The organism is Acinetobacter sp. YH12094, assembly GCF_013419295.1.
GTDB classification, from domain to species: Bacteria; Pseudomonadota; Gammaproteobacteria; order Pseudomonadales; family Moraxellaceae; genus Acinetobacter; species Acinetobacter amyesii.
In genome coordinates this window covers 386,454-412,424 of sequence record NZ_VPAK01000003.1, presented here as the reverse complement: position 1 = coordinate 412,424, position 25,971 = coordinate 386,454, and the positions used below count along the sequence as shown (strand labels likewise).

23 protein-coding genes are annotated in these 25,971 nt (G+C 39.8%); 14 read left to right on the top strand and 9 right to left on the bottom strand.

Features of this window, described 5'->3' with window-relative positions; translation table 11 throughout:
• Positions 1-163: 163 nt before the first annotated feature.
• Positions 164-634, bottom strand: coding sequence for a phasin family protein (locus FTU34_RS04360; RefSeq protein ID WP_111883718.1), 471 nt, complete (start codon positions 632-634; stop codon positions 164-166).
• A 206-nt stretch (positions 635-840) separates the two neighbouring features.
• Between FTU34_RS04360 and FTU34_RS04355 the strand changes: the two genes are divergently transcribed.
• The 8 genes from FTU34_RS04355 to fdx all read left to right on the top strand — a co-directional run bounded on the left by FTU34_RS04355 (position 841) and on the right by fdx (position 7,016).
• Positions 841-1,488, top strand: coding sequence for a hypothetical protein (locus tag FTU34_RS04355; protein ID WP_180034818.1), 648 nt, complete (start codon positions 841-843; stop codon positions 1,486-1,488).
• 112 nt (positions 1,489-1,600) lie between these two features.
• On the top strand, positions 1,601-2,074 hold the full coding sequence (locus FTU34_RS04350) for an Rrf2 family transcriptional regulator (RefSeq protein WP_078188665.1): 474 nt from the start codon (positions 1,601-1,603) through the stop codon (positions 2,072-2,074).
• Position 2,075: 1 nt separating this feature from the next.
• A complete protein-coding gene (locus FTU34_RS04345; RefSeq protein ID WP_180034817.1) occupies positions 2,076-3,293 on the top strand; it encodes an IscS subfamily cysteine desulfurase in 1,218 nt (405 codons plus the stop codon).
• 104 nt (positions 3,294-3,397) lie between these two features.
• The gene (iscU, locus tag FTU34_RS04340) at positions 3,398-3,784 is read left to right on the top strand and encodes a Fe-S cluster assembly scaffold IscU (protein WP_078188667.1); all 387 of its coding nucleotides are present in this window, start codon (positions 3,398-3,400) and stop codon (positions 3,782-3,784) included.
• A gap of 37 nt (positions 3,785-3,821) precedes the next feature.
• Positions 3,822-4,142: an iron-sulfur cluster assembly protein IscA gene (gene iscA, locus FTU34_RS04335; RefSeq protein ID WP_180023773.1), complete on the top strand. Its 321-nt coding sequence runs from the start codon at positions 3,822-3,824 to the stop codon at positions 4,140-4,142.
• 104 nt (positions 4,143-4,246) lie between these two features.
• On the top strand, positions 4,247-4,762 hold the full coding sequence (gene hscB / locus FTU34_RS04330; RefSeq protein WP_180034816.1) for a Fe-S protein assembly co-chaperone HscB: 516 nt from the start codon (positions 4,247-4,249) through the stop codon (positions 4,760-4,762).
• A gap of 39 nt (positions 4,763-4,801) precedes the next feature.
• Positions 4,802-6,661, top strand: a complete 1,860-nt coding sequence (hscA, locus tag FTU34_RS04325; RefSeq protein WP_180034815.1) for a Fe-S protein assembly chaperone HscA — start codon at positions 4,802-4,804, stop codon at positions 6,659-6,661.
• Between the two features lie 16 nt (positions 6,662-6,677).
• Positions 6,678-7,016, top strand: a complete 339-nt coding sequence (gene fdx, locus FTU34_RS04320) for an ISC system 2Fe-2S type ferredoxin (protein ID WP_078188671.1) — start codon at positions 6,678-6,680, stop codon at positions 7,014-7,016.
• A gap of 176 nt (positions 7,017-7,192) precedes the next feature.
• On the opposite strand, the gene FTU34_RS04315 is transcribed toward fdx, so the two are convergent.
• The 5 genes from FTU34_RS04315 to aspA all read right to left on the bottom strand — a co-directional run bounded on the left by FTU34_RS04315 (position 7,193) and on the right by aspA (position 15,166).
• Complete coding sequence (locus FTU34_RS04315) at positions 7,193-8,659, bottom strand: adenylate/guanylate cyclase domain-containing protein (protein ID WP_180034814.1); 1,467 nt, start codon at positions 8,657-8,659, stop codon at positions 7,193-7,195.
• 61 nt (positions 8,660-8,720) lie between these two features.
• Positions 8,721-9,155 carry an HIT domain-containing protein gene (locus FTU34_RS04310; RefSeq protein ID WP_067762788.1) on the bottom strand — a complete coding sequence of 145 codons (435 nt, stop codon included), beginning with the start codon at positions 9,153-9,155 and terminating at the stop codon, positions 8,721-8,723.
• A 223-nt stretch (positions 9,156-9,378) separates the two neighbouring features.
• Positions 9,379-12,846 (bottom strand): transcription-repair coupling factor, encoded by a 3,468-nt coding sequence (mfd, locus tag FTU34_RS04305; protein ID WP_180034852.1) that lies wholly within the window; start codon positions 12,844-12,846, stop codon positions 9,379-9,381.
• A gap of 179 nt (positions 12,847-13,025) precedes the next feature.
• Positions 13,026-13,382, bottom strand: coding sequence for a hypothetical protein (locus FTU34_RS04300; RefSeq protein WP_078193486.1), 357 nt, complete (start codon positions 13,380-13,382; stop codon positions 13,026-13,028).
• Positions 13,383-13,717: 335 nt separating this feature from the next.
• Positions 13,718-15,166, bottom strand: coding sequence for an aspartate ammonia-lyase (gene aspA / locus FTU34_RS04295; RefSeq protein ID WP_180034813.1), 1,449 nt, complete (start codon positions 15,164-15,166; stop codon positions 13,718-13,720).
• A 423-nt stretch (positions 15,167-15,589) separates the two neighbouring features.
• Here aspA and putP point away from each other — a divergent pair, with 423 nt between their 5' ends.
• Entirely contained in the window at positions 15,590-17,092 is a 1,503-nt protein-coding gene (gene putP, locus FTU34_RS04290; protein WP_078193488.1) for a sodium/proline symporter PutP, read from the top strand.
• 61 nt (positions 17,093-17,153) lie between these two features.
• On the opposite strand, the gene FTU34_RS04285 is transcribed toward putP, so the two are convergent.
• A complete protein-coding gene (locus tag FTU34_RS04285) occupies positions 17,154-17,648 on the bottom strand; it encodes an Lrp/AsnC ligand binding domain-containing protein (RefSeq protein WP_180034812.1) in 495 nt (164 codons plus the stop codon).
• A gap of 133 nt (positions 17,649-17,781) precedes the next feature.
• Between FTU34_RS04285 and putA the strand changes: the two genes are divergently transcribed.
• The 4 genes from putA to FTU34_RS04265 all read left to right on the top strand — a co-directional run bounded on the left by putA (position 17,782) and on the right by FTU34_RS04265 (position 23,814).
• Complete coding sequence (gene putA / locus FTU34_RS04280) at positions 17,782-21,513, top strand: trifunctional transcriptional regulator/proline dehydrogenase/L-glutamate gamma-semialdehyde dehydrogenase (RefSeq protein WP_180034811.1); 3,732 nt, start codon at positions 17,782-17,784, stop codon at positions 21,511-21,513.
• Between the two features lie 229 nt (positions 21,514-21,742).
• A complete protein-coding gene (trmA, locus tag FTU34_RS04275; RefSeq protein WP_180034810.1) occupies positions 21,743-22,825 on the top strand; it encodes a tRNA (uridine(54)-C5)-methyltransferase TrmA in 1,083 nt (360 codons plus the stop codon).
• A 252-nt stretch (positions 22,826-23,077) separates the two neighbouring features.
• Positions 23,078-23,302, top strand: coding sequence for a hypothetical protein (locus tag FTU34_RS04270; RefSeq protein ID WP_078188679.1), 225 nt, complete (start codon positions 23,078-23,080; stop codon positions 23,300-23,302).
• Between the two features lie 263 nt (positions 23,303-23,565).
• Positions 23,566-23,814 carry a hypothetical protein gene (locus FTU34_RS04265; RefSeq protein WP_111883726.1) on the top strand — a complete coding sequence of 83 codons (249 nt, stop codon included), beginning with the start codon at positions 23,566-23,568 and terminating at the stop codon, positions 23,812-23,814.
• Positions 23,815-23,870: 56 nt separating this feature from the next.
• Here the strand turns inward: FTU34_RS04265 and FTU34_RS04260 are convergent, their stop codons facing one another.
• Positions 23,871-24,647, bottom strand: coding sequence for a phosphodiester glycosidase family protein (locus FTU34_RS04260; protein WP_257226213.1), 777 nt, complete (start codon positions 24,645-24,647; stop codon positions 23,871-23,873).
• Positions 24,648-24,782: 135 nt separating this feature from the next.
• On the opposite strand from FTU34_RS04260, the gene FTU34_RS04255 reads away from it, so the two are divergent.
• Positions 24,783-25,319 (top strand): lecithin retinol acyltransferase family protein, encoded by a 537-nt coding sequence (locus FTU34_RS04255; protein WP_111883727.1) that lies wholly within the window; start codon positions 24,783-24,785, stop codon positions 25,317-25,319.
• 139 nt (positions 25,320-25,458) lie between these two features.
• On the opposite strand, the gene FTU34_RS04250 is transcribed toward FTU34_RS04255, so the two are convergent.
• Positions 25,459-25,917, bottom strand: a complete 459-nt coding sequence (locus FTU34_RS04250; protein ID WP_372491103.1) for an SRPBCC domain-containing protein — start codon at positions 25,915-25,917, stop codon at positions 25,459-25,461.
• Between the last annotated feature and the right edge of the window lie 54 nt (positions 25,918-25,971).

The window sequence follows — 25,971 nt, the reverse complement described above, 5'->3', positions numbered from 1 at the left end:
AATTACGTCCTCTTAATATCGTTTATTTAAGGTTCAAGAATTTGTATAAAACGCCATAACGCCTTTATAGCAATGCTTTAGGGTTAAACGCAATACTCCTCAACCTCTTTTTATAGAATTTTTTGACGAAAAAAACCTTGAAAATTCGATAATATTAAAAAAGTTAGTGTTTTTTTAATATTTCGGCCCTCAGTTGGGCATTTTCTTCGGCCAATTGGTCAACTTTAGTATGTAATTGAAGTATAAGCCTTTCTAAGTGCTGTAAATCCTTTACAGTCACCAATCCTAAACGGTTTAAAGAATGATTAACACCATTATCTAAAATTTTTTCTACCTTATCTTTCGTATCGGTTACAGATTCCTTGGCTTTTTCTGAAACTTTTTCGACAGTTTGATCTGCAATATCAATCGTTTTGGACTCAAGCTCCTCTCCAACTTTGACTAAAGAGTCAAAAAGCTTATTTCCCTCTCCCTCAGCACGTGAAAAAGCACCTAATCCAGCCAACCAAATCTGTTTGGTATATTTACGAAAATCCATTTTAGAGCGACGATCAGAATGACTACGTACCCGAGGTTTAGCCAGCTTTTCTGATGTTTCCTGTGCATCATCAATTATGCTTTCTGTATTTTCCATAATCCGCACTTCTCCTGATTATTTTATGTGCACATCAACATGTGATTCTTCATTTTAACAACATAATAGCAAACATATAACTTGATAGATTGATTAAACTGTTCTACAAAGCTAGTGAATTACCAAATTTTTGGTATATTCTAAGTTCCTCTAGAGCAGGACGCTCAGTTTCCAGTGCTTTCAGATTTTAACAAGGACATTTTTTTATGAGCGATACGCAACAAACACAAGCTCAACCACATTTGTTGCTTACTATGACCCTGATTGTTTTAGAAACGATTTTTACCTTCATTTTAAAACATGACCGTGTTGTAGCATTACAAGCTAAAAAATTTGTTGATCAAAAAGTCGCACTAAAAATAAATAGCTACATCCCTTATTTTGACTTTTATGTTCAGTTTACTGAGCACGGTATCCTTTTCGACACGAAATCTCCAGATAAACCGATCGACCTTGATGTCCGTACGACATTAATGGATTTGGTGAAAATTTTTGTATTTGGTAATCGTAAAAGCATCAAAACCATGCGTATCGATGGCGATGTGGTTTTAAAAGATGAATTTCGTGATTTGGTTTCTTTATTTAGTGTGCCGAAAATTTTATCTGACTGGAAACACTGGCTGTCTGAACCTGTCGAAGAAAACGATATCGTTGCATCTAAAAAACGTATTGCCCCACTTTTAGAAAAAATTGAACAGCAACGCTCTAAAATAAACACGCTACAAGTTGAAGTTAAACAATACAAAAACCGTATTAAGCGTATCGAACGTCGTCAAAAGCGGATTAATATCGCTTTTAGTCTAATATCTGTTCTTTTAATAACGTTATTAGTGTATAATGTGTGTTTCAAATAAATACATAATTTTTCAGACAAAATAAAACAAATAAACAATCTCAAAAAAACTTGACTATTTTAGTCAGGATTCATAAAATCTGCACATCTAGACTTAACATGTGTATCGAATCATGCGCTTAACAACTCGCGGTCGCTACGCAGTGACTGCTCTACTTGATCTAGCTTTGCAGCCAACTGAACAAACGATCACTCTTGCAGAAATTGCAGCTCGTCAAACCATTTCAGTGGCCTATCTTGAGCAGTTATTTGCAAAATTAAAGCGTCACGGCTTAGTTTCCAGCATCCGTGGAGCAAACGGTGGTTACCACCTAGCTCGTAGTGCTGAAGACATCACTGTTTTGGAAATTATTGAAGCTGTAAATGAAACAGTTGATGCAACCCGTTGTGACCACAAAGGCAACTGCCAAAATGGTGCAATGTGCTTGACTCACGATTTATGGCAGGAACTCTCCCACCACATTGCCGATTATCTTGCAAAAATCACCCTTGCTGACCTTGTAGCACGCGATAACGTTCAAACCGTATCTATTCGTCAAAATTCAGCAAACTTTGATTCAGCCCTTTTATCGGTTACAGGTATTTGACATGAAGCGTCCTATTTATCTTGACTATGCAGCAACTACACCTGTAGACCCTCAAGTCGCAGAACGTATGATGGAATGTCTAACGTTTGACGGTACTTTTGGTAATGCAGCTTCTCGTTCTCATGCTTACGGCTGGCAGGCAGAAGAAAAAGTAGAATATGCACGTGAACAAGTTGCTAATCTAGTAAAAGCTGATCCACGCGAAATCGTTTGGACTTCTGGTGCAACTGAATCTGACAACCTTGCGCTTAAAGGTATTGCTCAGTTCTATGCATCTAAAGGCAAGCACATTATTACAAGTAAAATTGAACATAAAGCAATTCTTGATACTTGCCGCGAGCTTGAAGAAGAAGGCTTCGAAATTACTTATCTTGAGCCAGAAGCAAAAACAGGTTTAATCACACCTGAAATGGTTCAAGTAGCCCTTCGTCCAGATACAATTCTTGTATCTTTGATGATGGTGAACAATGAAATCGGTACAACTACAGATGTAGCTGCAATCGGTGAATTGACTCGTGCAAACAAAACTTATTTCCATGTAGATGCTGCGCAAGCTGCTGGTAAAGTAGAAATTGATCTTTCAACAATGAAAGTTGATTTGATGAGTTTCTCTGGCCACAAAATCTATGGTCCTAAAGGTATTGGTGCTCTTTATGTACGTCGTCAACCACGTGTACGTATTAAAGCGCAAATGCACGGTGGCGGTCATGAACGTGGCATGCGTTCAGGTACGTTAGCGACTCACCAAATCGTGGGTATGGGCGAAGCGTTCGAACTTGCCGGCAAAAACCTGCATGCTGAACAAACTCGTATTCGTGTACTTCGTGACAAACTTTGGAATGGCTTGCAAGATCTTGAACAAGTCTTCCTCAACGGTCACCCAGAATACAACGTTGCAAACTATCTAAACGTCAGCTTTAACTTTGTTGAAGGTGAATCGTTAATGATGGCACTTAAAGATTGCGCAGTATCTTCTGGTTCTGCATGTACATCAGCAACTTTAGAACCATCTTATGTACTTCGTGCATTGGGTCTTTCAGACGAATTGGCTCACAGCTCGATTCGTTTCAGCTTTGGTAAATACACCACTGAAGCCGATATTGACCACGTACTTGAAATTACCAAAGCAGCAGTTGAAAAACTACGTGATCTTTCACCGCTTTGGGACATGTACAAAGAAGGTATCGACCTTAATTCTGTAGAATGGGCTGAACACTAATTCATCCCGGTGAGATAGCTTTTATTTTAAGGCTATCTCATTGATTAACGTAATTTCACCCCCATATTAATCTTAAGGCTGACCCCGAGGTTTGGAGAAGCATCATGGCTTATAGCGAAAAAGTAATTGATCATTACGAAAACCCTCGTAATGTTGGTGTTTTAGACAAAAATGCAGAAAACGTTGGTACAGGTATGGTCGGTGCACCAGCTTGTGGCGATGTTATGCGTCTACAGATCCAAGTTGATGACAACGGCGTAATTGAAGAAGCTCGCTTCAAAACTTACGGTTGTGGTTCAGCAATTGCATCTAGCTCATTAGTAACAGAGTGGCTAAAAGGCAAAACTCTTGATGAAGCTCAAGCAATTAAGAACATTGATATTGCAACTGAACTTGCACTTCCACCAGTAAAAGTACACTGCTCTGTACTTGCTGAAGATGCAATTAAAGCTGCTGTAGAAGACTACCGTAGCAAGAAAGTAAAAGCTTAATTGTTTACGTGTTTTAAAAAAGATTAACGGAGTTTTCATGATTCATTTAACTGAAAATGCTGCAACTCATATCAGCAATTACATCAAGAATCGCGGTAAGGGTGAAGGCATTCGCGTTGGCGTGAAAACTTCTGGCTGTTCTGGTTTAGCTTATGTACTTGAGTTTGTCGATGAAATTGACACGCATGACCAAGTATTCGATCAGTTTGGCGTAAAAGTATTCGTTGACCCAAAAAGCTTAGTTTATCTTGAAGGTATGGAGATGGACTATGTGAAAAATGGTTTAAACGAAGGCTTTGAATTTAATAACCCAAATAAAAAAGGCGAATGTGGCTGCGGCGAATCGTTTACGGTTTAAGCCATTTCCACGCTCCTTTTTCGCATTAAAACAGTGTAAAATTCACTGTTTTAATTGCATTTAAAGCAACACTTTTTGCACCTCTATTGCGGACACCATCTCCCATGAATCATTTTGAGTTGTTTAACTTACCTGTAGCACTCGATATTGATTTAGCAGTTTTAAAAGCTGAATTTTTAAAGTTGCAGCAACAATATCATCCAGATAAAGCCGAAGACAAAGATCTAGCCCTGATAAAATCTAGTGAGATTAATCAAGCATTTAAAGCTTTATCCAATGTTGATAGCCGCGCTGCATATCTTTTAAGTCTCAAAAAACAAGATTATCACCTTGATCAATCGATTAGTGATTTTGAGTTCCTACAAGATGCCTTAGAAATTCGTGAACAGTTAGATGAGGCAGGCTCTGCTGATGACCTCACTTCACTTAAAACTGAAGTTCAGCAATGGATTGACGGTTTGGTTCGTGAATTTAAAATTGATTATGACGACGAAGACTGGGCTGAAGCACGTGATACCGTACGTAAATTACGCTTCTTCCAAAAAGTAATGGCTGATATCGATAAAGCTGAAGATCGCTTCTTAGACGACGATAGCTTTGATTTAGACGATGATTTTTAATTTATTTTTTATATTTGACGTTCAAAGGATGTAACACACATGGCTCTCTTGCAAATTGCAGAACCTGGTCAATCAAGTGCGCCGCATGAACACCGCATCGCAATTGGTATCGATCTTGGGACTACACACTCTTTAGTAGCCACGGTACTTTCTGGTAAAGCGAAAGTGCTTAACGATGAACATGGTCGTGTGTTACTCCCATCTATTGCACACTATGGCGAATCCACTACGCAATATGGTGACGACGCAAAGGCATTCTTAACGACTGATCCTAAAAACACCATCGTTTCTGTAAAACGCTTTATGGGTCGCTCTAAAGCAGATATCAAATTCCAACACCCGTACAACTTAGTCGGTGAAGCGAATGAAATGCCTGCTTTTGAAACTGCACAAGGTCGTAAAACACCCGTTGAAATTTCTGCTGAAATTTTAAAACAGCTTAAAGACCTTGCAGAAAGCAGCTTAAATAATCCAGTAAATGGTGCTGTCATTACTGTGCCTGCCTATTTTGATGAAGCACAGCGTCAAGCAACGCGTGATGCAGCTCAGCTTGCAGGCTTAAATGTACTGCGTTTATTAAATGAACCGACTGCTGCTGCAGTGGCTTATGGCTTAGACCAAGACACCGATCTGGCACACGATCAGAACTATGTGATCTATGATTTAGGTGGCGGTACTTTTGACGTTTCAATTTTACGTTTCTCTCAAGGTGTTTTTGAAGTTCTAGCAACGGGTGGCCATACGGCGCTTGGTGGTGATGACTTAGACCGTCTGATTGTAAAATGGGCAAAAAAACAACTGAATATTGAAACTTTAGATGATGCTGAATATGCACATTTCATCGTTTCTGCTCGTAAAGCAAAAGAAGCTCTAACCGAGGCTGAATCTGTAGAGCTTAAAGTTCTTGATCAATCATTGACTTTAGACCGCCCTACTTTTGAATCCATCATCAAAGTTGCTTTGGATAAAACCATCAGCGTTTGTAAACGTGTCATGCGTGATGCCAAGCTTGAACTCAGCGATATTCAAAATGTGGTATTGGTCGGTGGTTCTACCCGCTCGTATGCTGTACAAAAAGCTGTTCAAGATGTCTTCAATCAAGAACCGCTCTGCACTATTAACCCTGATGAAGTTGTGGCCATTGGCGCGTCGATTACAGCGAACCAGCTTATTGGTAACTCTAAAGATGGTTCATTGCTTTTAGACGTCACACCGCTTTCTTTAGGTTTGGAAACCATGGGCGGTTTGGTTGAGCGCCTTATTTCGCGTAATACAGCTATTCCAGTGGCTCGTCGCCAAGAATTCACAACCTATCAAGATGGTCAAACAGCGATGTTGATTCATGTTGTACAAGGTGAACGTGATCTAGTTGAACATTGCCGTAGTCTAGGTCGTTTCGTGCTTCGTGGTATTCCACCGATGACTGCGGGTCAAGCGCGCATTGAAGTGACTTTCCAAGTTGACGCAGATGGTTTACTCACGGTGTCTGCCAAAGAAACCACTTCTGGTGTGCATGCCCAAATTGACATCAAACCTTCTTATGGTTTATCTGATGCCGACACTGAACGCTTACTGATTGATGGTTATAAGTTTGCTGAAGAAGACAAAAACTTACGTCATCTTCAAGAAACCAAGGTTGAAGCAAAACGTGAACTTGAAGCACTTGATCAAGCACTTAAAGTGGATGCTCAACTCCTCAGCCAAGAGCAACACAGTTCCCTCACTGCTGCACGCAGTGTTTTAGATGCTGCACTTGAAACGACAGATATCAAAGCTATTGAACATGCTGTAGAACAGCTTAAAATACATAGCGATGCATTTGCTGCAGCTCGTATGAATCAGCACATTGATGCCGCACTGAAAGGCACAAAACTCGATGACTGGTCAAACTCAAATTAATTTATAGGTCAAGATTATGCCACGTATTAAAGTACTGCCTCACGCAACAATCTGCCCAAACGGCGCTGAGTTTGAAGTCGAAGCAAATGCTAACCTTTGCGAAAGCATGTTAAAAAACGGCATCAAAATTGAACATGCATGCGACATGTCTAAAGCATGCACCACTTGCCATGTGGTTGTACGTAAAGGTTTTGATGGTCTAGATGAAATGGATGATGTCGAAGCAGATCTTCTCGATCGTGCTTGGGGATTAGAACCAGACTCTCGTCTATCATGCCAAGTAAAAATTGAAGATGAAGATTTGGAAATCGAAATTCCTAAATACACCATCAACCATGCTTCAGAAAATCATTAATTTATAGATAATTTTCTATAATCAAAAAGCCAGTTCATCGTCACTGGCTTTTTTATGCATAAAACTATTCAACAATTCAAAAAAAAAGAAGACGTTTTGATAAAAGAATGAATTGAGTTATTTTTACAATTTAAGGCAATACGATTAGATCTAATTTTTATAATGTATATGTGAAATTAAGAGTGAGATTCAGTTTTTTTGACTTCTTCGATCACTTCGTCTTCTAAATTCAGTTTAACAATACCAGCAGAGTTGGTCATTTTTTGCTGAGTTTGTAAGCGTTGAATCATACGTTCTAAAACATGTATTAGTTCAGGATATTCAAAGTTTTGTACTTCATCTAAGTTCAACAATAGATTAAAGCCTTTATATTCGTAATCGAACCAACGCTGATAATCTGTTTTCTGTGAGGTGTATTTTTCCATCACTTGCCAAGTACGTACTGGGCCTTTGATGCCTTTTAAGAAGATCGGTGCTTTAGGTGCACATAAATAGTCATTTTTCACTAAATGATGCGTATCGTCTGAAATCAAAATTTCATCGACTTCGGCCGCACTTTGTAATCTTGCAGCCAAGTTTGCATCACGTCCAACGATGGTATAAGCCATACGGTGAGCCGCACCATAGTTCCCAACGTGACAATACCCTGTAGAAATACCCATACGAATGTGTAGCGGCGGATAACCCATTTTAATCCAGCGTTCACGCAGCAACTTCATTTGCTGACGCATGACCATTGCCATCTCTAAACAAGTTTTTGCATCTTGCTCTACACCTTGGCTATGTGGATCACCAAAGAAGATTAGAATTGCATCACCCATAAATTTATCGACAGTCGCTTCATACTGTTTGGCAATCTCAGTCATATGACTCAAATAGTCATTGAGTAGAAATGCTAAATCGTCTGGGATTAATGTTTCAGAAAGTTCTGTGAACCCTTGGATATCTGAAAAGAAAATCGTGAGTTTTTTCCGTTTATATTCGATTTTAGCTTCAGACTCACCTTTCATAATCGATTGCCAAAGCTGCATTGGCGCATAACGACTCAATTGATTAGCGAATTCCATATAACGATTCATCTGATCATAATAGTGGTTCTTTTTATTGCTCAAAGACTGAACTTGGGTGTGTTGATAAAATGTCCCCACACTGAAATATGTAATAAGACACAAAAAACCTAGAACGGTTAACTCACTGCTGGTTGACTCAAAATATTCTTGAAAACCAAAGATATAAATATTACATAAATAAAATACAGTGACACCAACAATCCCAGCCAAGGACATCATTAAGAAATTAATTTTGTTATAAATGGTTGTATATAGCAGCGCAAAGACCGCAAGAAAGGTTAAAACGAGGCTTAAATGTACTGCAGACATCAGTACAGCAATAACGATGATATCGATCAGAAAAAGCACATTACGCTTAACTTGATTGCTATATCGATAAATTAACCAATGAGAAAACTTAGGAACGACTAAAATCAGAAAAAATAAAAATGCAGGAATATAGATTTGATATTGCGTATCTGGCTGAGTGTAATGATAGACAACAATCACCAAAGACAGCATGATATATCCCATCAAACGATGAAAATATTCAAACTGTTTAGGCTCTTTGCTGATTAAATTGTCTAACGGCACTCGATCGCCCCCATACGGACACTCATTCTTCTACTATCCTGATATTGTCCGTAAATCGGGATTAGTCCATACGCCAATCAAAAGGCATATCACCTTGACCACGTAGTGCAAGCATTAGTGTTTGGCGCATATGTGCCAAGACATCATTGTTATAAGGAACTGCTGGCGTACCCCAAACTGGTTTCGGCCAAGCCACATCATTTTGATAACGAACAACATGATGAAAATGTAATTGTGGAACCATATTACCCAATGCAGCTACATTCATTTTGTCTGCACGGAATACACGTGACAATTGGCTTGATAACCAGCTTGATTCACGTAAAAACTGCTCTTGGTCTGCCTGACTTAATTCATAAAGCTCTGTAATTCCCGGAACACGTGGAATCAAAATAAGCCACGGGAATTGCATATCATTCATCAAACGACATGTTGACAGAGGAAAGTCGCCTACATAAAACGTATCTTGAGCAAGTTGTGGATGTAAACTAAACATATCTTTATAAATGATGCAAAATTAGAATGATGGCTAATACTATCACATCCTTATGGGTGTGAATATTCAGTACAGAACGTTTCATTACAAATAAACCGCATTTGAATAAAACGTTGCTTGCTTATGACTCTAATAAATTTTTCAAAAAAATCAAGCGTTTCTTCTATAGAAAAAACACGCATAAAAATCTACTCATTCTAAACAAGCAATTTATACGCCAAATCTAGTGATTTGGCGCTAATTCCTTCAGTAAACTGTCTAATAAGTCATTTATAAATTGAATGCGTTTGTCATATTCTTCGAGCATGACCATCACTTTTAGACGCTGTCCACCTTCCATTCGGAAGAAAGTCGGATGCTTTTGCATCATTTGGATGATGGATATGGCTTGAACTGGTGTATCTGGCGAGAATTCAATACTGCCGCCATGTGAGCTGATATCAATTTTAGTAATACCCAATTGTTCCGCTTTTAAACGCAACTGATGGACAGAGAATAACTGCTTGACTGCTTGCGGAGGCAAGCCGAAACGATCAATCAACTCCATACGAATGTTATCAAGTTTCTCTTGAGTATCCGTATTACTAATGCGTTTGTAGAACAATAACCGTTGATGTACATCACCTAAATAATCATCTGGAATTAAGGCTGGCATATGCATGCTAATTTCAGCCGTTAATGATAATGGAGAGTCAAAGTTAGGTGTTTTGCCTTTTTGAATGGCTTTGGTGGCCTTTTCAAGCATTTCCATATATAGACTATAACCGATGGTTTGCATTGAGCCACTTTGCTGTTCACCCAGCAACTCACCTGCACCACGAATTTCTAAGTCTTCTGTAGCCAACATGAAACCCGCACCCAAAGTCGATGCACGAGAAATGGCATCTAGGCGTTTTTCAGCATCACCTTTTAGACCTTTGAGCGAAGGCACTAGTAAATAAGCATAGGCTTGATGGTGCGATCGACCAACACGACCACGTAGTTGGTGCAACTGCGCTAGTCCAAGTTTATCTGCACGCTCAATCAAAATGGTATTGGCGTTTGGTACGTCAATCCCAGTTTCAATAATGGTTGAACACACCAGCACGTTATATTCTTTGTGATAGAACTGCTGCATGATTTGCTCTAGCTCACGCTCACGCATTTGACCATGTGCTACCGCGACTCGTGCTTCAGGAACCAATTCACGTAAAGTCTCTGCCGTGCGTTCAATGGTCTCGACTTCGTTGTGTAAGAAATACACTTGCCCGCCACGTAATAGTTCACGCAAGATCGCTTCTTTGATTGAATCTCCAGTATGCTCTTGTACAAAGGTTTTCACAGCAAGTCGACGTGCAGGCGGCGTTGCAATAATAGATAGATCACGCATACCACTAAAAGCCATATTCAGCGTACGTGGAATAGGCGTTGCAGTTAGCGTTAGCATATCAACATCGGCACGTAAGGCTTTAATTCGCTCTTTATCACGTACACCAAAACGGTGCTCTTCATCCACGATCATGAGACCGAGATTTTTAAATTGCACGCTTTCCTGCAAGATTTTATGTGTGCCAATCACGATATCCACTTTGCCTTCTGCGAGGTCTTCAATGGTTTTGGTATGTGATTTTGATGAGCCAAAGCGTGATAGGACTTCAATACGTACAGGCCAGTCCGCAAAACGGTCTTTGAAAGACTCGTAGTGCTGCTGCGCCAACAACGTGGTTGGAACAAGTACAGCCACTTGTTTGTTATTTTGTACTGCCACAAATGCAGCACGCATGGCCACTTCTGTTTTACCAAAACCGACATCACCACAAACCAAGCGATCCATCGGCTTCGCTTGTTGCATGTCATACAGTGTCGCTTCAATAGCATTGGCTTGGTCTAAAGTTTCTTCATAGGCGAAGCCACTGGCAAACTGCATATAGAGACTTTGATCCAGTTCAAATCCATAACCCGGCTTCGAGTGACGACGTGCTTGAATATGCAAAAGTTCTGCTGCCACATCATGGATCTGCTCTAAAGCTTTGCGTTTGGCTTTAGACCATGCATCTGTGCCCAATTTATGTAATGGTGCTAGATCCGGGTCACCACCACTATATCGGCTAATTAAATGCAGATTTGTTACAGGGACATACACCTTGGCTGCATCGGCATAGTCTAACTGCAAAAACTCATGGTCTTGGTCATCGATACTCAAGGTAATTAAACCTGCATATCGCCCTACACCATAATCAATATGAACCACAGGTGCGCCAATACTTAGCTCGGTTAAACTACGAACAAGAAACTCTTCTGATACTTCCTGTTGGCGTTTACGACGACGTTGAACCACACGGTGTTCATAAAGCTGATTTTCAGAAATTACACTGAGTTTGTCAGTTAGCAATAAACCACGATCTAAGGGCGCATTGGTGATCGCAATCGCATGCATAGAATGCATAAAATCATCAAAACTTTCGACCGTTGGGATATCACCCAAACTTGGACGCAATGCATCTTTTAAAGTTTCACGTCGACCAGCGCTTTCAGCCACCAAAAGCACTGGATAATTTGCCGCATCGATATATTGCTTAACAGCATAAAATGGCTTTTCACGTTTAGGATCGACAGGTAAACGGGGTGGAATCTCAGCAGCAAGATTGATCACGCCATTGCGTTCATCAAAAGCCTCAGGCGAAGCCACGATACGACGGCAAAGATTTAATTGTTCTAACACTTGATTTGGTTGTAGGAAAATCTGCTCTGGCGGCAAAATCGGTTGGTCGACATTATGACGGCGGTCTTCATAACGACGCACAATATCCGACCAAAACTGAATCAATGTGTCATCAATAGCTTTATCTGTAATGACAATGCCATTCTCTGGTAAGTACGAAAATAGCGTACTTTGCTCTTTCATGGCTTGTTCAGAGAAGAACAACGGAAAATAAAACTCAATACCCGGTGAAGCTATGCCATCTTGTACATCCTGATAAATTGGATTTTTCTTTGGATTTGCCGTCGGAAAATTTTCCGCATATCGATCACGAAACAGTGAGCGCGCTTCTTTTAATGGAAATTCTTTTGCAGGTAAAACCGTAAAATGATCTAAGTTTTGGGTGGTTCGCTGAGTTTCAGGATCAAAGAATTTGAGGGTATCGATTTCATCATCAAATAAGTCAATACGAATCGGTGAACTTTGCCCCGAAGCGTAAATATCCATGATGCTGCCGCGTACTGCAAATTCACCATGATCATAAACGGTATCCACCAAGTGATAGCCCGCTTGTACTAATCTTAATTTTTGTTGTTCTATATCAAATTTTTGACCTACTTTAATATCAAAGTGTTCACCTAATACCCAAGATGCAGGCGCAACTCGCTGCGCTAAAGTTGTTGCTGAAACCAACAACACACCTTGCTGTGGCATATTGGACAAAATCGCCAAGCGCTCAGAAACGATGTCTTGATGTGGCGATAGGCGGTCATAAGGTAAAATTTCCCAATCAGGGAAAATAGTCGGCTTAATTCCGTAAAATTCCAGCTCACTTTCTAACTGCCCGAGATGCTGATTATTACGTGCTACAATCACAAACAACTGTTTGGATTGTTTGCTAATTTCTTTAAATAATAATGCAGCAGATGAGCCTTGTAAGTTTCCGACCCACCGCTTTTCGCCAGCTTTGAGCTGTTTAAGATTGAGTTGTGAAATTTCTTGCTGGAACATGATGTAAATAGCTTTTAATGTTTTAATCACTTGGTGATCATATTAACACGATGCTTTTTACATTCCGAGATTTAAGCAACTATATACAGTGTTTTAACCAATATGGATTTGCGTTTGAATTTTCTATTGATGAGTACCCTTAACGCACCCATCAAACTCAAACACTGCAGTCCCTTCACTTACTTACGATCACGGATGAATTGACGATAATAATCATTCAATAGTTTGACATAGAGTTTAAACTGCAACAGATTTTCTTCAGTATTGCCTAATCGTGCAACAAAGCGTTGACTTGCAATTTCCAAGTCTATTTTTTCATTGATAATCATTGCAGTTGCATAGAGCTGTTTTAAATCATCGAAATTTGTCATTTTTCTATTCGACAGATATTCCATACGTTCAGACAATGTATTTAAAACTACGCCTTCAATGATATAGCCCTGTGTTTCATCATATTGAATGTGGTGTTGTTCTAAGTAAAGTTGCTCAGGCGACTCTTTAGCGCCTTTGAATAAATCGACTAACTTATTAAACATCTGACTATCTACAACATGATAAAAAACCTATTGTACTTCGATTACGTCCTCTTTTGGGCAAGTTAAAGCTGTTCTGACTTTATCTATTCGCTAAATTTTTCATCCAAACCTTCAAGACTATATATAGAACTATAATTACGATCTTAAGCAAATATAGCGTTTTATTTTCAACCCAATACTTTCTTTTAGAAATTAAGTTCCTATTAGAGACTTAATACATCACTGCCATCAGATTAGTTCTCTAGCTTTACCACTGATTTCTTCAAATAAAAAACGAAGGTTTAACCTTCGTCATTTACTCATCATTGGGCTATTTAAAAGTCTTAAATAAGCATTTAACTCACTTGAGCGAGTGGCATACTAAATGGTGTCACTTCAGAAACTAAATTTTCAATCGAGAAAATTTCATCCAATTGACTTTCAGTTAACAGCTCTTGCTCTAAAACCACTTGGCGAATGGTTTTATTTTCGGCAATACATTGCTTACCGATTTCATCACATTTTGCATGACCTAAATATGGATCGAGTAAGGTCACGATTCCTACACTACGCATCACAGCATCAAAACACGCTTGCTCATTTGCCTGAATCCCTTGAATACATTTGCTGTCTAATGTTTTTACGGCATTCACCAAAAGCTCAATCGATTCATTCATGGACAATGCAATGACCGGCTCCATGACATTTAATTGTAATTGCCCTGCTTCTGCAGCCAAAGTAATGGTTAAATCATTCCCCATTACTCGAAATGCAATTTGGTTGACCACTTCTGGGATCACTGGATTAACCTTTGCAGGCATGATCGACGAACCTGCTTGTAACTCAGGTAAACGAATTTCCGCTAAACCTGTTCGTGGCCCCGAACTTAAAAGACGTAAGTCATTACAAATTTTAGAAAGTTTGACAGCTAAACGTTTTAAGCAGCTTGATAATAAAATAAATACGCCACAATCGCTGGTTGCTTCGACATAGTCTTCTGCACCTTGCAATTTTAGACCGGTCAAATGAGCTAGATTTTCAACGGCCTTCGCTGCATAACCCGCAGGAGAATTCACGCCAGTGCCAATTGCCGTCGCACCTAAATTAATTTCCAATAGAAGCTGTCGATTTTGCTCAATCAACTTCAAATCTTCTTTTAATAATGTTGCAAATGCTCGGAACTCTTGCCCCAAAGTCATCGGAACAGCATCTTGTAACTGTGTACGCCCCATTTTGATGACATGTTTAAACTCATCGGCTTTAATATGTAAGCTTCCAATTAGCTGATTTAAAACCACAAATAAAGCATCAAAAGCGCTAAATGTTGCTAGACGCAGCGCTGTTGGATAGACATCATTGGTGGATTGTGACTTATTAACATGATCGTTTGGATGAATCCGTTGATAACTGCCTTTAGCATCTCCGAGCGACTCAAGGGCAATATTGGCAATGACTTCATTGGCATTCATGTTAATAGAAGTGCCTGCTCCACCTTGATAAATATCAATTGGAAATGAATCTGCCCATTGTTCAGGATGATCAATCAATGCATCACACGCTTGCTGAATCGCTTGGCGAATATCATCTTGTATTAAGTTAAATTGATAATTGGTTTCTGCTGATGCTTTTTTTACCTGAGCAATAGCGCGTACAAAGTTTACATTTTGTCCGACATGCTGCTTTGATATTTGAAAGTTTTCGATGGCACGCAATGTATGTATGCCGTAATAACATGACTGCGGGACTGCTTTATCCCCCAATAAATCATGCTCTATTCTCGTTTTTTCCATTTGAACCGTTGTCACTGCGCATTCCCTCTAATTACGCACCAAGACTGTGCATACCTCATATTCGACCTGTTCAAATCATCTCACTACAGATGATGTGATGCACATTTGCAACCAAATATTTCAAATGCACATTTCTTGTTCACTATGTAACATTGTGTAATTTTTACCTAATTTCATTAGTTCTCTTTTTGTGATGAAAAGTCTTAGGTAGATTTACTTAACAAAATTTAAATTCCCTTCTGGACAACATTTCAGCAGTACAATAAAAAATTCGATTTGTAATAAGAAAAAATATCATTTACGTAAAACATACATAAAATATGCTTAAAGGTTACAGAGTGTAATTTTTAAATCGTGCTTGAATCTGCGACTTACGACAGAAGTACAAATTTTCATCTAGGACAGAGATGATTTGCTTTCATTAAGGACGAACCGCCTATGAGCCATTTAAACCCGACATTAGTCACCTTTATTTTTTATATTCTTGCAATGCTTGCCATTGGTTTGTATGCCTACAGAGCTACGCATAACTTTGACGAATACATTTTAGGTGGACGAAGTTTAGGAAGTGTTGTGACCGCACTTTCAGCAGGTGCATCCGACATGAGTGGTTGGTTACTCATGGGTCTCCCTGGTGCAATTTATCTATCTGGTCTTTCTGAAGCTTGGATTGCAATCGGCTTAATTATCGGTGCTTGGTTGAACTGGCTGATCGTTGCAGGACGCTTGCGTGTTCATACCGAATATCAAAATAATGCCCTGACCCTGCCCGATTATTTCACAAGCCGTTTTGCAGACCGTAAAAAGATTTTACGTATCATTTCAGCTGTAGTTATTTTAGTTTTCTTTGCGATTTACTGTGCTTCTGGCATGGTGGCTGGCGCACGACTTTTCGAAAGTTTATTCGGTTGGAACTACACAACAGCACTGTGGATTGGTGCCATTGCAACCATCAGCTATGTCTGTATTGGTGGATTTTTAGCGATTAGTTGGACCGATACTTTCCAAGCGGGTCTGATGATCTTTGCACTACTGATCACACCGATCATCGCTTACCTTGCTTTAGGTGATAACAGTCAAAATCTTGCTGCTATTTTGGAAACAGCTCGCCCACAAGCTTCCAATTTATTTGAAGGCTTAAGTACAGTTGCGATTTTATCCAGCATGGCATGGGGCTTAGGCTATTTTGGTCAGCCGCATATTTTGGTTCGCTTTATGGCAGCCGATTCTGTTAAATCCATTCCGAATGCACGTCGCATTGGTATGACATGGATGATCCTGTGTCTAGGCGGTGCTGTAGCAGTGGGTTATATCGGTATTGCTTACTTCCAAGTCCACCCAGAACTGGCAAGTGTCGTTAATGCCAACCCTGAAACGGTATTTATGGAGTTGACTAAAATTCTATTCAATCCGTGGATTGCAGGGATTATTTTAGCCGCAATTTTAGCTGCGGTGATGAGCACACTTAGCTGTCAGTTATTGGTGTGTTCAACCACCTTGACGGAAGATTTGTACAAAGGATTTATTCGTAAAAACGCATCGCAAAAAGAATTGGTTTGGATTGGACGTGCGATGGTCTTGGCAATTGCCGTATTTGCAATCACCTTTGCAATGAACCCTGCAAGTAAAGTTTTAGGCTTAGTGGCTTATGCATGGGCAGGTTTCGGTGCTGCATTTGGCCCGCTGATTATTCTTTCATTGCTGTGGAAACGTATGACGCTTAACGGAGCTATCATTGGCATGATCGTGGGTGCTGTGACTGTCATCGTGTGGAAAAACTACTTAGGCCACCTTGGTTTATACGAAATCATTCCAGGCTTTATTTTCTCTGCGATCAGTATCGTTGTCGTGAGCTTATTGGGCAAAGCACCAGAGGCGGATGTGGTTGAACGCTTTGAAAAAGCCGAAGCGCAATATCAAAAAGAAATGTCTGAAATCTAAAATTTTTGACACTAAAAAGGGGCTAAATGCCCCTTTTTAGTACTCAATTATTGATGATTAGCTACTTCGGCCGAGCCGCAGGTTTCAGCTTAATTTGCATACTTTCTTTGATCACTTCCATCACAGGATAACTACGCGTTTCCTTGATACCAGGTAATTGCCAAAGCACCTGCCCTGAAATTTTTCTAAATTCTTCCATATTTGCGCAGCGTATTTTCACCACAAAATCAAAACCACCGCTGATCATGTGACATTCTACGATTTCTGGAATTTGACGCACTGCATCCGAAAAATCTTCCAATACGTTGGGCGTGGTTTTATCTAGTAAAATCTCCACAAAAACCACAAATCCATTGTTGAGTAAGACCGGATTTAAACGTGCTTCATAGCCTAAAATAAAGCCTTCCTTCGATAATTTTTGCACACGTGCCAACGCCGCAGTAGGTGATAAATTCACCATTTCTGCAAGCTTAATATTGGACAATTTTCCATCTTGTTGCAGCAGCTCTAAAATTCGAATATCTATACGGTCTAAGCTCAAATATTGGCTACTCATCTGAATTTTTCTCTAAATATTATTAAAACTATAGTGAGTTATTCGCTAAATATTCTGTGATGATAAATTAAATAAAGGATCAAGCTCAAGATTTATTTGCTCGTCATAGAACTTTGACACGGAAATTTGAAACATGAATGGAAAAGTATTTGAAGTCACGGGAAGCGATGACTACATCACCGAATTTAAAGACAAGAATAGCTTTGAACAATCTATTAATACAGCATGGCGTCGTGCTGAAACTAAGTGCATTGAAAACTTATTAGCACACAGTGAAATCCCTTCCCCGATCAGCGAACAAATTCAACAATTGGCTTTTGACTTAGCCCATTCATTACGTGAACGTAAAAGTGGTACAGGTAAAGCAGGCATTGTACAAGGCTTGCTACAAGAGTTTTCATTGTCTTCACAGGAAGGCATCGCGCTCATGTGTTTAGCTGAAGCGCTACTCCGTATTCCAGACAAAGCAACACGTGATTTACTGATCAAAGATAAAATCAACCAAGGTAACTGGAAAGATCATGTTGGCCAAAGTAGCCTCATGTTCGTTAATGCTGCTGCTTGGGGATTAATGCTGACGGGCAAACTGATGGAAACCCCTCAACAAAAAAGTCTGTCTAGTCTATTGACGGGTATTTTAGCACGCAGTGGTCGTGGCATTATCCGTAAAGCTGTCGACGTGGCTATGCGTATGATGGGCGAACAGTTTGTTACAGGCGAGACCATCAATGAAGCACTTAAACATGCAGAAATTTTAGAAGACAAAGGCTTCCGCTATTCATATGACATGTTGGGTGAAGCAGCATTAACTGAACCTGATGCAGAACGTTATTATCAAGACTATACCGATGCGATCCACGCGATTGGTCAAGCTTCTGAAGGTAAGGATGTTTATAACGGAGCAGGCATTTCGATCAAATTATCTGCCCTACACCCACGCTACCAACGGTCACAGATCGACCGTGTACATAACGAACTTTATGGCAAAGTGCTTGAACTTGCAGTATTAGCCAAGCATTACAATATTGGTCTAAACATTGATGCTGAAGAAACTGACCGCCTAGAAATTTCTTTGGAACTACTTGAGCGCCTGTGTTTTGAGCCTAAATTAGCGGATTGGAAAGGTATTGGATTTGTGATTCAAGCCTACCAAAAGCGCTGTTTCTATGTGGTCGACCATATTATTGACCTCGCTAAGCGTAGCCAAAAACGTTTAATGATCCGCTTAGTGAAAGGTGCATACTGGGACAGCGAAATTAAGAAAGCGCAAATTGAAGGTATGAGTGACTATCCTGTATTTACGCGCAAAGTTCATACCGACCTGTCTTATATTGCATGTGCTAAAAAACTTTTAGCAGCACCTGAGCAAATTTATCCTCAGTTTGCAACACACAATGCGCAAACCGTTGCTACGATCTACCAATTAGCACAGCCAGAGCTTTACTATCCAGGCCAGTATGAATTTCAGTGCCTTCACGGCATGGGTGAACCCCTCTATGAACAAGTGGTGGGTTCGAAGTCTGATAACAAACTGGGTGTGCCTTGTCGTATTTATGCACCAGTGGGTAACCATGAAACCTTATTGGCCTATTTGGTTCGACGTCTACTGGAAAATGGTGCGAATACCTCTTTCGTCAACCGTATTGCAGATAAAAATTTAAAAATTGAAGATTTAATTGAAAATCCAAGACAGACGATATTAGCGACGGCTGAAAAAGAAGGTATCACTGGAGCTAAGCATCCTTCTATCCCATTTCCGCAAGATTTGTATGGCACAGAACGTCGCAACTCAAAAGGACTCGATTTAGCCAATGATCGCGACTTATCTCAGCTCAATACCACGGCAGTACAGCATGCACATACCCAGTGGCATGCTAGTGCAATGGGCGCTAATTTAGAAGAAATTCATACTGCAAGTATCAACATTACAAATCCTGCAAACCGTAGTGATGTGGTCGGCAGTGTCAGTGAAGCTAGTCTAGAGCAAGCGGAAATCGCTCTCAATAATGCTGTAAATGCCCAAGCTTCATGGAAAACTTTAGCTAAAGATCAGCGTGCAGCATGCTTAAACCGTGCGGCAGATTTGATGGAAGCACAATTGCAATCTCTTATGGTGTTGTTGTCACGTGAAAGCGGTAAAACCTACGCCAATGCTATTGCTGAAGTCCGTGAAGCTGTAGATTTTCTACGTTATTATGCGGCTCAAATGATTGATCTAGCTGAAAATACGCAAATTGAACCCTTTGGTACTGTGCTGTGCATTAGCCCGTGGAACTTCCCGTTGGCTATTTTCACAGGTCAAATTGCTGCGGCCTTGGTTGCAGGTAATACCGTGATTGCCAAGCCTGCTGAACAAACACCGCTAATTGCTGCTCAAGCTGTACATATTTTATGGGAAGCAGGTGTTCCGTTTGATGTATTGCAACTCCTTCCTGGCCGTGGCGAAACCATTGGTGCCAAACTCAGCGCGGACTCACGTGTCCAAGGCATCATGTTTACAGGTTCAACGGAAGTCGCACGTATCTTGCAAAAAACCGTGGCACAGCGCTTAAACCAATTTGGTGAGAGCGTGGTATTGATTGCTGAAACTGGTGGTCAAAATGCCATGATTGTTGACTCATCAGCATTGACAGAACAAGTGGTATTGGATGTCGTTAACTCTGCCTATGACAGTGCAGGTCAACGCTGTTCTGCCCTACGTATTCTCTGTGTACAAGAAGATAATGTGGACGTTGTCCGTACCATGTTACAAGGTGCGATGAAGCAACTTCGTGTCGGAAATCCTGCACTTTTAGCAACTGACATTGGCCCAGTGATCGACCTTGAAGCACAGCAAAATATTGAAAAACATATTGAGAAGATGCGTAGCAAAGGCTATCCAGTACATCAAATCATGTTTAATACTGATGACAATGCCTTAAGTACGGGAACTTTCGTTGCACCAACTTTGATTGAACTGCCAAATTTAAATGATTTAGAGCGCGAAGTTTTTGGGCCAGTATTGCATTTAATCACCTACAAATATGGTGAGATTGAAAACCTATTAACACAAATTAATGCCAAAGGTTATGGTTTAACCATGGGCTTGCATACACGTATTGATGACACGATTCAAAAAGTCATCGGTCATGCAGAAGTCGGCAACCTGTACATTAACCGTAATATTGTAGGTGCTGTGGTTGGTGTACAACCCTTTGGCGGCGAAGGCTTATCAGGTACAGGTCCAAAAGCTGGCGGTCCTTTATATCTTTACCGTTTAATGCATCAAATTTCTGAGAAAAAATTAGCTACACCTTATGCCGCTCAGGCAGAAACACAAGCTGCACACTTCCCTGCATATGAAGCTTTTAACGCTTGGGCGAAGCAGCATTTTTCAGGCATTGCGATTCAAACACCACAGGCCATAGCCGCAGGACAAAGTTTTGAACTGCAAGGACCAACCGGTGAAAACAACCAATATGCCATTTTGGCACGTAAGGGTGTGCTTTCATTGGCTAATAATGATGCAGATCAACTGAATCAAATTGCTGCGATTTTATCGGTGGGTAGTCAGCCTGTTGTACTTGCAGACAATACTTTTGTGTTGAAACACTTAAATAGCATGCCAAAAATCCTCGTAGACCAATTTAAAGTGATCACGGATATTTATCATGGCAATTTTGATGCGGTTTTACACCATGGTGAACAAGCTGAGTTATTAAAGATTCAACAGGTTATCGCTTCTCGTGAAGGTGCAATTATTGGCATTACGCATTTAGCTTCAGGCCAATATGACATCCCTGTAGAGCGTTTCGTGATTGAGCGTGCAATCAGTGTCAATACAGCGGCAGCCGGTGGTAATGCCAGCTTAATGACGATGAATTAAACATGGGAATGAACTCCAACTAATCAGTTCCTCACTTAGCTCAATCTTTATGAATGTTCCATAAAGATTGAGCGTTTTTTTAACTACCCCTAGATAAATATTCTGTTTAGCGCATTCAGACTCATTTTCTCGACAGATAAATACAGCCAAAAGTGGAATTAATTTAGTCTTATAAGGTGAATTTTGCTAACATGACTTTTTTTAATATGTTTGCGATTTTTTACTGCATATGACTTCAACTTATCAGCAACAACTTGATGCCAAAGTTGCCCGCATTACGGCTCAATTTTCAGAATACAACCCTCCCTCTTTAGAAGTTTTTCCTTCTGCTGAACAAAACTTTCGTATGCGAGCGGAATTCCGAATTTGGCATACTGAAAATGATATGTTCTATGCAATGTTTGAACGCAATGCAGACAATGAAAAACAAGTTGTCGAAATTAAAGATTTCCCGATTGCAGATAAAAGCATTAATGATTTAATGCCCGTATTATTATATGAACTCAAGGCGCAAGAGATCTTATCGAGCCGTTTATTTGAGGTTCATTTCTTAGCGACGCTGAAAGGTGAAATGCTGGTTTCATTGGTTTACCGCTGCCCGCTCAATGCTGAATGGGAAGTTGCTGCCAAAGCGCTGTCTGAAAAGCTCAATATCAAGATTTATGGTCGTAGTCGTGGTCAGCGCGTGATTTTGACTGATGACTATGTGATTGAAGAACTCCAAGTGTTTGACCGTAAATATCAGTACAAACAAATCGAAAGTAGCTTCACGCAGCCCAATGCCGGCGTATGTCAAAAAATGCTGGAATGGGCGTGTCAGGCTGCCGATCATTCAGACAAAGACTTACTTGAGCTCTACTGTGGTAATGGTAATTTCACGCTGCCTCTTTCAACACGCTTTAATCGCGTTTTGGCAACAGAATTAGCCAAGTCTTCAGTCTATGCAGCACAGTGGAATATTGAGCAAAATGGCATTGATAATATTCAAGTGGCTCGTCTATCAGCTGAAGAGTTTACCCAAGCCTACAATGCTGAACGTACATTCCGCCGCCTTGAAGCAGCTGAAATTGAAATTTCAAGCTATAACTTCGATACGGTATTTGTCGATCCACCGCGTGCAGGCATCGATGATGAAACACTAAAACTGTTGCAACGTTTTGAACGCATTATCTATATTTCATGCAACCCAGATACTTTGCATGACAATCTTAAACTGCTTTCACAAACGCATAAAATCAGTAAATTTGCCTTGTTTGATCAATTCCCTTATACACACCATATAGAGTCTGGTGTGTTTCTTGAAAAGATTTAAACAAATTATTTCAAGTCATGTTGTTGTCATAAAAGGAGCTTTCTAAAAGCTCCTTTTTTATATGCTAAAAAAGCTTTATTTTCTCGCCACATGCAGTGCAATGGATGCCTTTTTATATCAATTAGGCAAAGATTCTAAAAGTCCAATCGAAAAAATGATCATTCAACTGGCTAAAATATCACTTTAGTAGTCTTGCTTTATTTATTGGATTGGTTATATTTCGTCCTATGTTAGGTCGCAAATGAAGGCTCTATGAGTTTTTGGCATAAGTTGTTCGCTAAAGAACAGCAAAACGGGCATAAGAATCAAATTGCCTGTGTTGAAAATGATTGCTCTTGTAAAACCAATGAACAGCTTATTGCTGCTCTTACAAAGGCAACGGATGAAGATGTTATCCTCGGTATCAAAAAAGTACTCGCTTCGCGCGGTTATAGCCGTAAGGAATTAAATGAAATCCAGCATCTACCTCTACAGTAGAGTCTGAACATTCAATGTTCAAACAAGGCATTCTGTTTTACAGAGTGCCTTTTTCATTTTTTAGTCTAATCAAAAGTATGCCGCTTATTTACAGATCAGGTTTTGTGGATTGGCCACATCGCTATTTACAGCTTTTATGCTATGCTCTAAGGCAACTCAGTGATGTCTAATTTTTAAACACACGACAATAAAACCTAATATTGCATCAAATAAAAAGCAGATAACCACTAAACTGGATTAATATAAAAACTAAAGGAATGAACATGAATAAATTAACAATTTGCCTAATCGCCTGCTGCATACTTAGTCTAAGTGCTTGTAGCCAAATTCCCAAAGAATGCGAAGAATCTTGGGACAAACTCGAAGCCTTATCGAAACAAATGGGCTTAAATGAAGAGCAAATCAAAGAACAGAAAAAACAGTTTGAAGAAAGTATTAAAAAACAATCTAAAGAACAAGCCATTCAAATGTGCCAAACCCAAAGTACCTTTTTAGGTTTAGTCGGCAAATAAACAGTAGATTCTATCAATCTAAACACTGTACAGATGAAGCCCGATTATTCGGGCTTTTATTGTTTGCATTGAGATGCTGTTGTATACGCTACAATTGGCCCTAAAGCTTTCAAACTTGAATCATGTCTATTCAACGCTTGGATATCTGCACTAGACACAGATCCATCTAAATACAAGGCATTGTTAATCGATAATTGCTGCTTAAAATATTGTGCAAATGCATAAAATGACACGCCTTCACGACTGATCACAAAATACAACTTCCCGTTCTTGATCCCCACACCATTGCGGATTTTCAATGAATCTGACTGTGGGATAAAGTTTGAATTGATTTTTCCATCTACCACTAGCATCGGGCCTGACTGCGTCGCATAACGTGCATTAAAATTTGTGGAAGCATATTTTTGTGTAGTTAATATCACCGCTTGCTTGTCATTCCATGCTAGAACACCATTCGGCTGAATTAAAAAATTACCAAAGCCTCGTGTTGCACGATTCAAGGCTTTTTTCTGCAGCCCATTTTCAACGTAAAGACCAACAGGCGCTAAGTCTGCATGATACATCCCTGCATTCATTGCGAAGTTCATCGTATTACACTTACGCGCTAATGACTGCTTTAAACGCTGTAGGTCTCGATATGGCTGCTGCTCTGCATCATATAAATAGAGCTTTAGTTGACTCAGATCCGAAATTTCAACCACATCCACTGCAATGGGCTGACTGACACGTTTCGCTTGAATATTGGCATAGGAAATACTCGGTGAGAAAATCAGACTGAGCAGCATCATAAAACGCATTTTTTTAAACATTGAGGTTGATTGAAGACCAAGCATGACCCTATCCATAGTGCACGTTAAAAATCGAACAAATTTTAGCTAAATCATCGCTAAAATAGTCGATTAATTCACAGATTAAAAGTAGACTAATCTTTAAAAATAATTCGGATTTAAAGTAGGACTGGTAAATTCATGCACGTGCAGAAAGATGGTTTTCCTCTTGGAACACATCTGATTGTTAAACACTTCGGTTATAGCCATCATGGCATATATGCCGGCCGCGGTAGAGTCATTCACTACTCTGGTTTTGCACACCTTTTCAAAAAACATCCAATTGAAATGACTTCTATCGAAAATTTCAGCCACGGCAAAAAAATTATCGTTCAGTCATATAGCAATCCAAAATTTAAAGGTCGTAAAGTGGTGCGTCGCATGCGCTCACGTATGCATGAAAACAACTATCATCTGATTATTAATAACTGTGAACACTTATGCACCTGGGCCATTACTGGTGTTGAAAGTAGTCCACAAGTATTCCGTATGATGAACCGACTCACCACGATTGGCTATGTCAGTTCTCTGATGAGCTTTATGAGCAGTATGATGCTAACCGTGACCACCACTTGCTTTGCACTGGTGTTCTATATTAAAAAGAAACTGCGCGAAAAAGCCAAAATGCAAATGCCGGTTTATACCTATTTAAAGCGTGAAGAACATAAAAATCGTTAATTCACTGCAGCAGCATTGAACCGTGGCTTTATCAAATTTCAATACATCAGCACATTGCTTCGAGATCCTGTGCCAATACACAAGATTCTGCTTACCGCGTATCAGATGTCATGCTTAATTTTGGTCACTCTTCACATTGCTAAAAGTTCGCATTGCTAAAAGGTGGAAATTTATCTTCAACCAAATTGCTTTGCAGGCCATGTTCTAAATAAATTTTGGCTGCATCCAAAACCGTTGTAAAACCACCTGTACTATCGATAATAAAATCAATTAATGCCTGACCTTGCAGAGGAATCTTTGAATTTTTGATACGAACGTAGGTTTCCATCGGGCTAATCTGCTCAAAAATAAAATCGACTTGAGTTTTTGGTTCTCCCCACTGTATTTGAATTAATTTGTTTTCCTTAATACTCAGCACGTCTACATCGGCGACTGCATTATATTTCTGCCAAGTCCATTGCACGGTTTTACCTTCTTCTAGATAGCCACTCGATGCACTAAACCAAAAATGCTGTGTTATTAAAGGATCAACAAAAGCATTAAATACGATATTGATTGACTTACGAATTAACATCTGGGTTTCAATCACGACACTCATCAGCATTCCTACAGTATTTTAATTTTATTCAGTGATAGCACAGAGCACTGATCA

Excerpts from the sequence above, each read along its gene's own strand:
- FTU34_RS04285 (WP_180034812.1), bottom strand. The coding sequence starts at position 17,648 with ATGAGTAGCCAATATTTGAGCTTAGACCGTATAGATATTCGAATTTTA.
- mfd (WP_180034852.1), bottom strand. The coding sequence starts at position 12,846 with ATGTTCCAGCAAGAAATTTCACAACTCAATCTTAAACAGCTCAAAGCT.
- putA (WP_180034811.1), top strand. The coding sequence starts at position 17,782 with ATGAATGGAAAAGTATTTGAAGTCACGGGAAGCGATGACTACATCACC.
- FTU34_RS04265 (WP_111883726.1), top strand. The coding sequence starts at position 23,566 with ATGAATAAATTAACAATTTGCCTAATCGCCTGCTGCATACTTAGTCTA.
- FTU34_RS04345 (WP_180034817.1), top strand. The coding sequence starts at position 2,076 with ATGAAGCGTCCTATTTATCTTGACTATGCAGCAACTACACCTGTAGAC.
- FTU34_RS04255 (WP_111883727.1), top strand. The coding sequence starts at position 24,783 with ATGCACGTGCAGAAAGATGGTTTTCCTCTTGGAACACATCTGATTGTT.
- hscA (WP_180034815.1), top strand. The coding sequence starts at position 4,802 with ATGGCTCTCTTGCAAATTGCAGAACCTGGTCAATCAAGTGCGCCGCAT.
- FTU34_RS04350 (WP_078188665.1), top strand. The coding sequence starts at position 1,601 with ATGCGCTTAACAACTCGCGGTCGCTACGCAGTGACTGCTCTACTTGAT.
- trmA (WP_180034810.1), top strand. The coding sequence starts at position 21,743 with ATGACTTCAACTTATCAGCAACAACTTGATGCCAAAGTTGCCCGCATT.
- FTU34_RS04360 (WP_111883718.1), bottom strand. The coding sequence starts at position 634 with ATGGAAAATACAGAAAGCATAATTGATGATGCACAGGAAACATCAGAA.
- FTU34_RS04250 (WP_372491103.1), bottom strand. The coding sequence starts at position 25,917 with ATGAGTGTCGTGATTGAAACCCAGATGTTAATTCGTAAGTCAATCAAT.
- iscA (WP_180023773.1), top strand. The coding sequence starts at position 3,822 with ATGATTCATTTAACTGAAAATGCTGCAACTCATATCAGCAATTACATC.
- fdx (WP_078188671.1), top strand. The coding sequence starts at position 6,678 with ATGCCACGTATTAAAGTACTGCCTCACGCAACAATCTGCCCAAACGGC.
- FTU34_RS04260 (WP_257226213.1), bottom strand. The coding sequence starts at position 24,647 with ATGCTTGGTCTTCAATCAACCTCAATGTTTAAAAAAATGCGTTTTATG.
- hscB (WP_180034816.1), top strand. The coding sequence starts at position 4,247 with ATGAATCATTTTGAGTTGTTTAACTTACCTGTAGCACTCGATATTGAT.
- FTU34_RS04270 (WP_078188679.1), top strand. The coding sequence starts at position 23,078 with ATGAGTTTTTGGCATAAGTTGTTCGCTAAAGAACAGCAAAACGGGCAT.
- FTU34_RS04355 (WP_180034818.1), top strand. The coding sequence starts at position 841 with ATGAGCGATACGCAACAAACACAAGCTCAACCACATTTGTTGCTTACT.
- putP (WP_078193488.1), top strand. The coding sequence starts at position 15,590 with ATGAGCCATTTAAACCCGACATTAGTCACCTTTATTTTTTATATTCTT.
- FTU34_RS04310 (WP_067762788.1), bottom strand. The coding sequence starts at position 9,155 with ATGTTTAGTTTACATCCACAACTTGCTCAAGATACGTTTTATGTAGGC.
- FTU34_RS04300 (WP_078193486.1), bottom strand. The coding sequence starts at position 13,382 with ATGTTTAATAAGTTAGTCGATTTATTCAAAGGCGCTAAAGAGTCGCCT.
- iscU (WP_078188667.1), top strand. The coding sequence starts at position 3,398 with ATGGCTTATAGCGAAAAAGTAATTGATCATTACGAAAACCCTCGTAAT.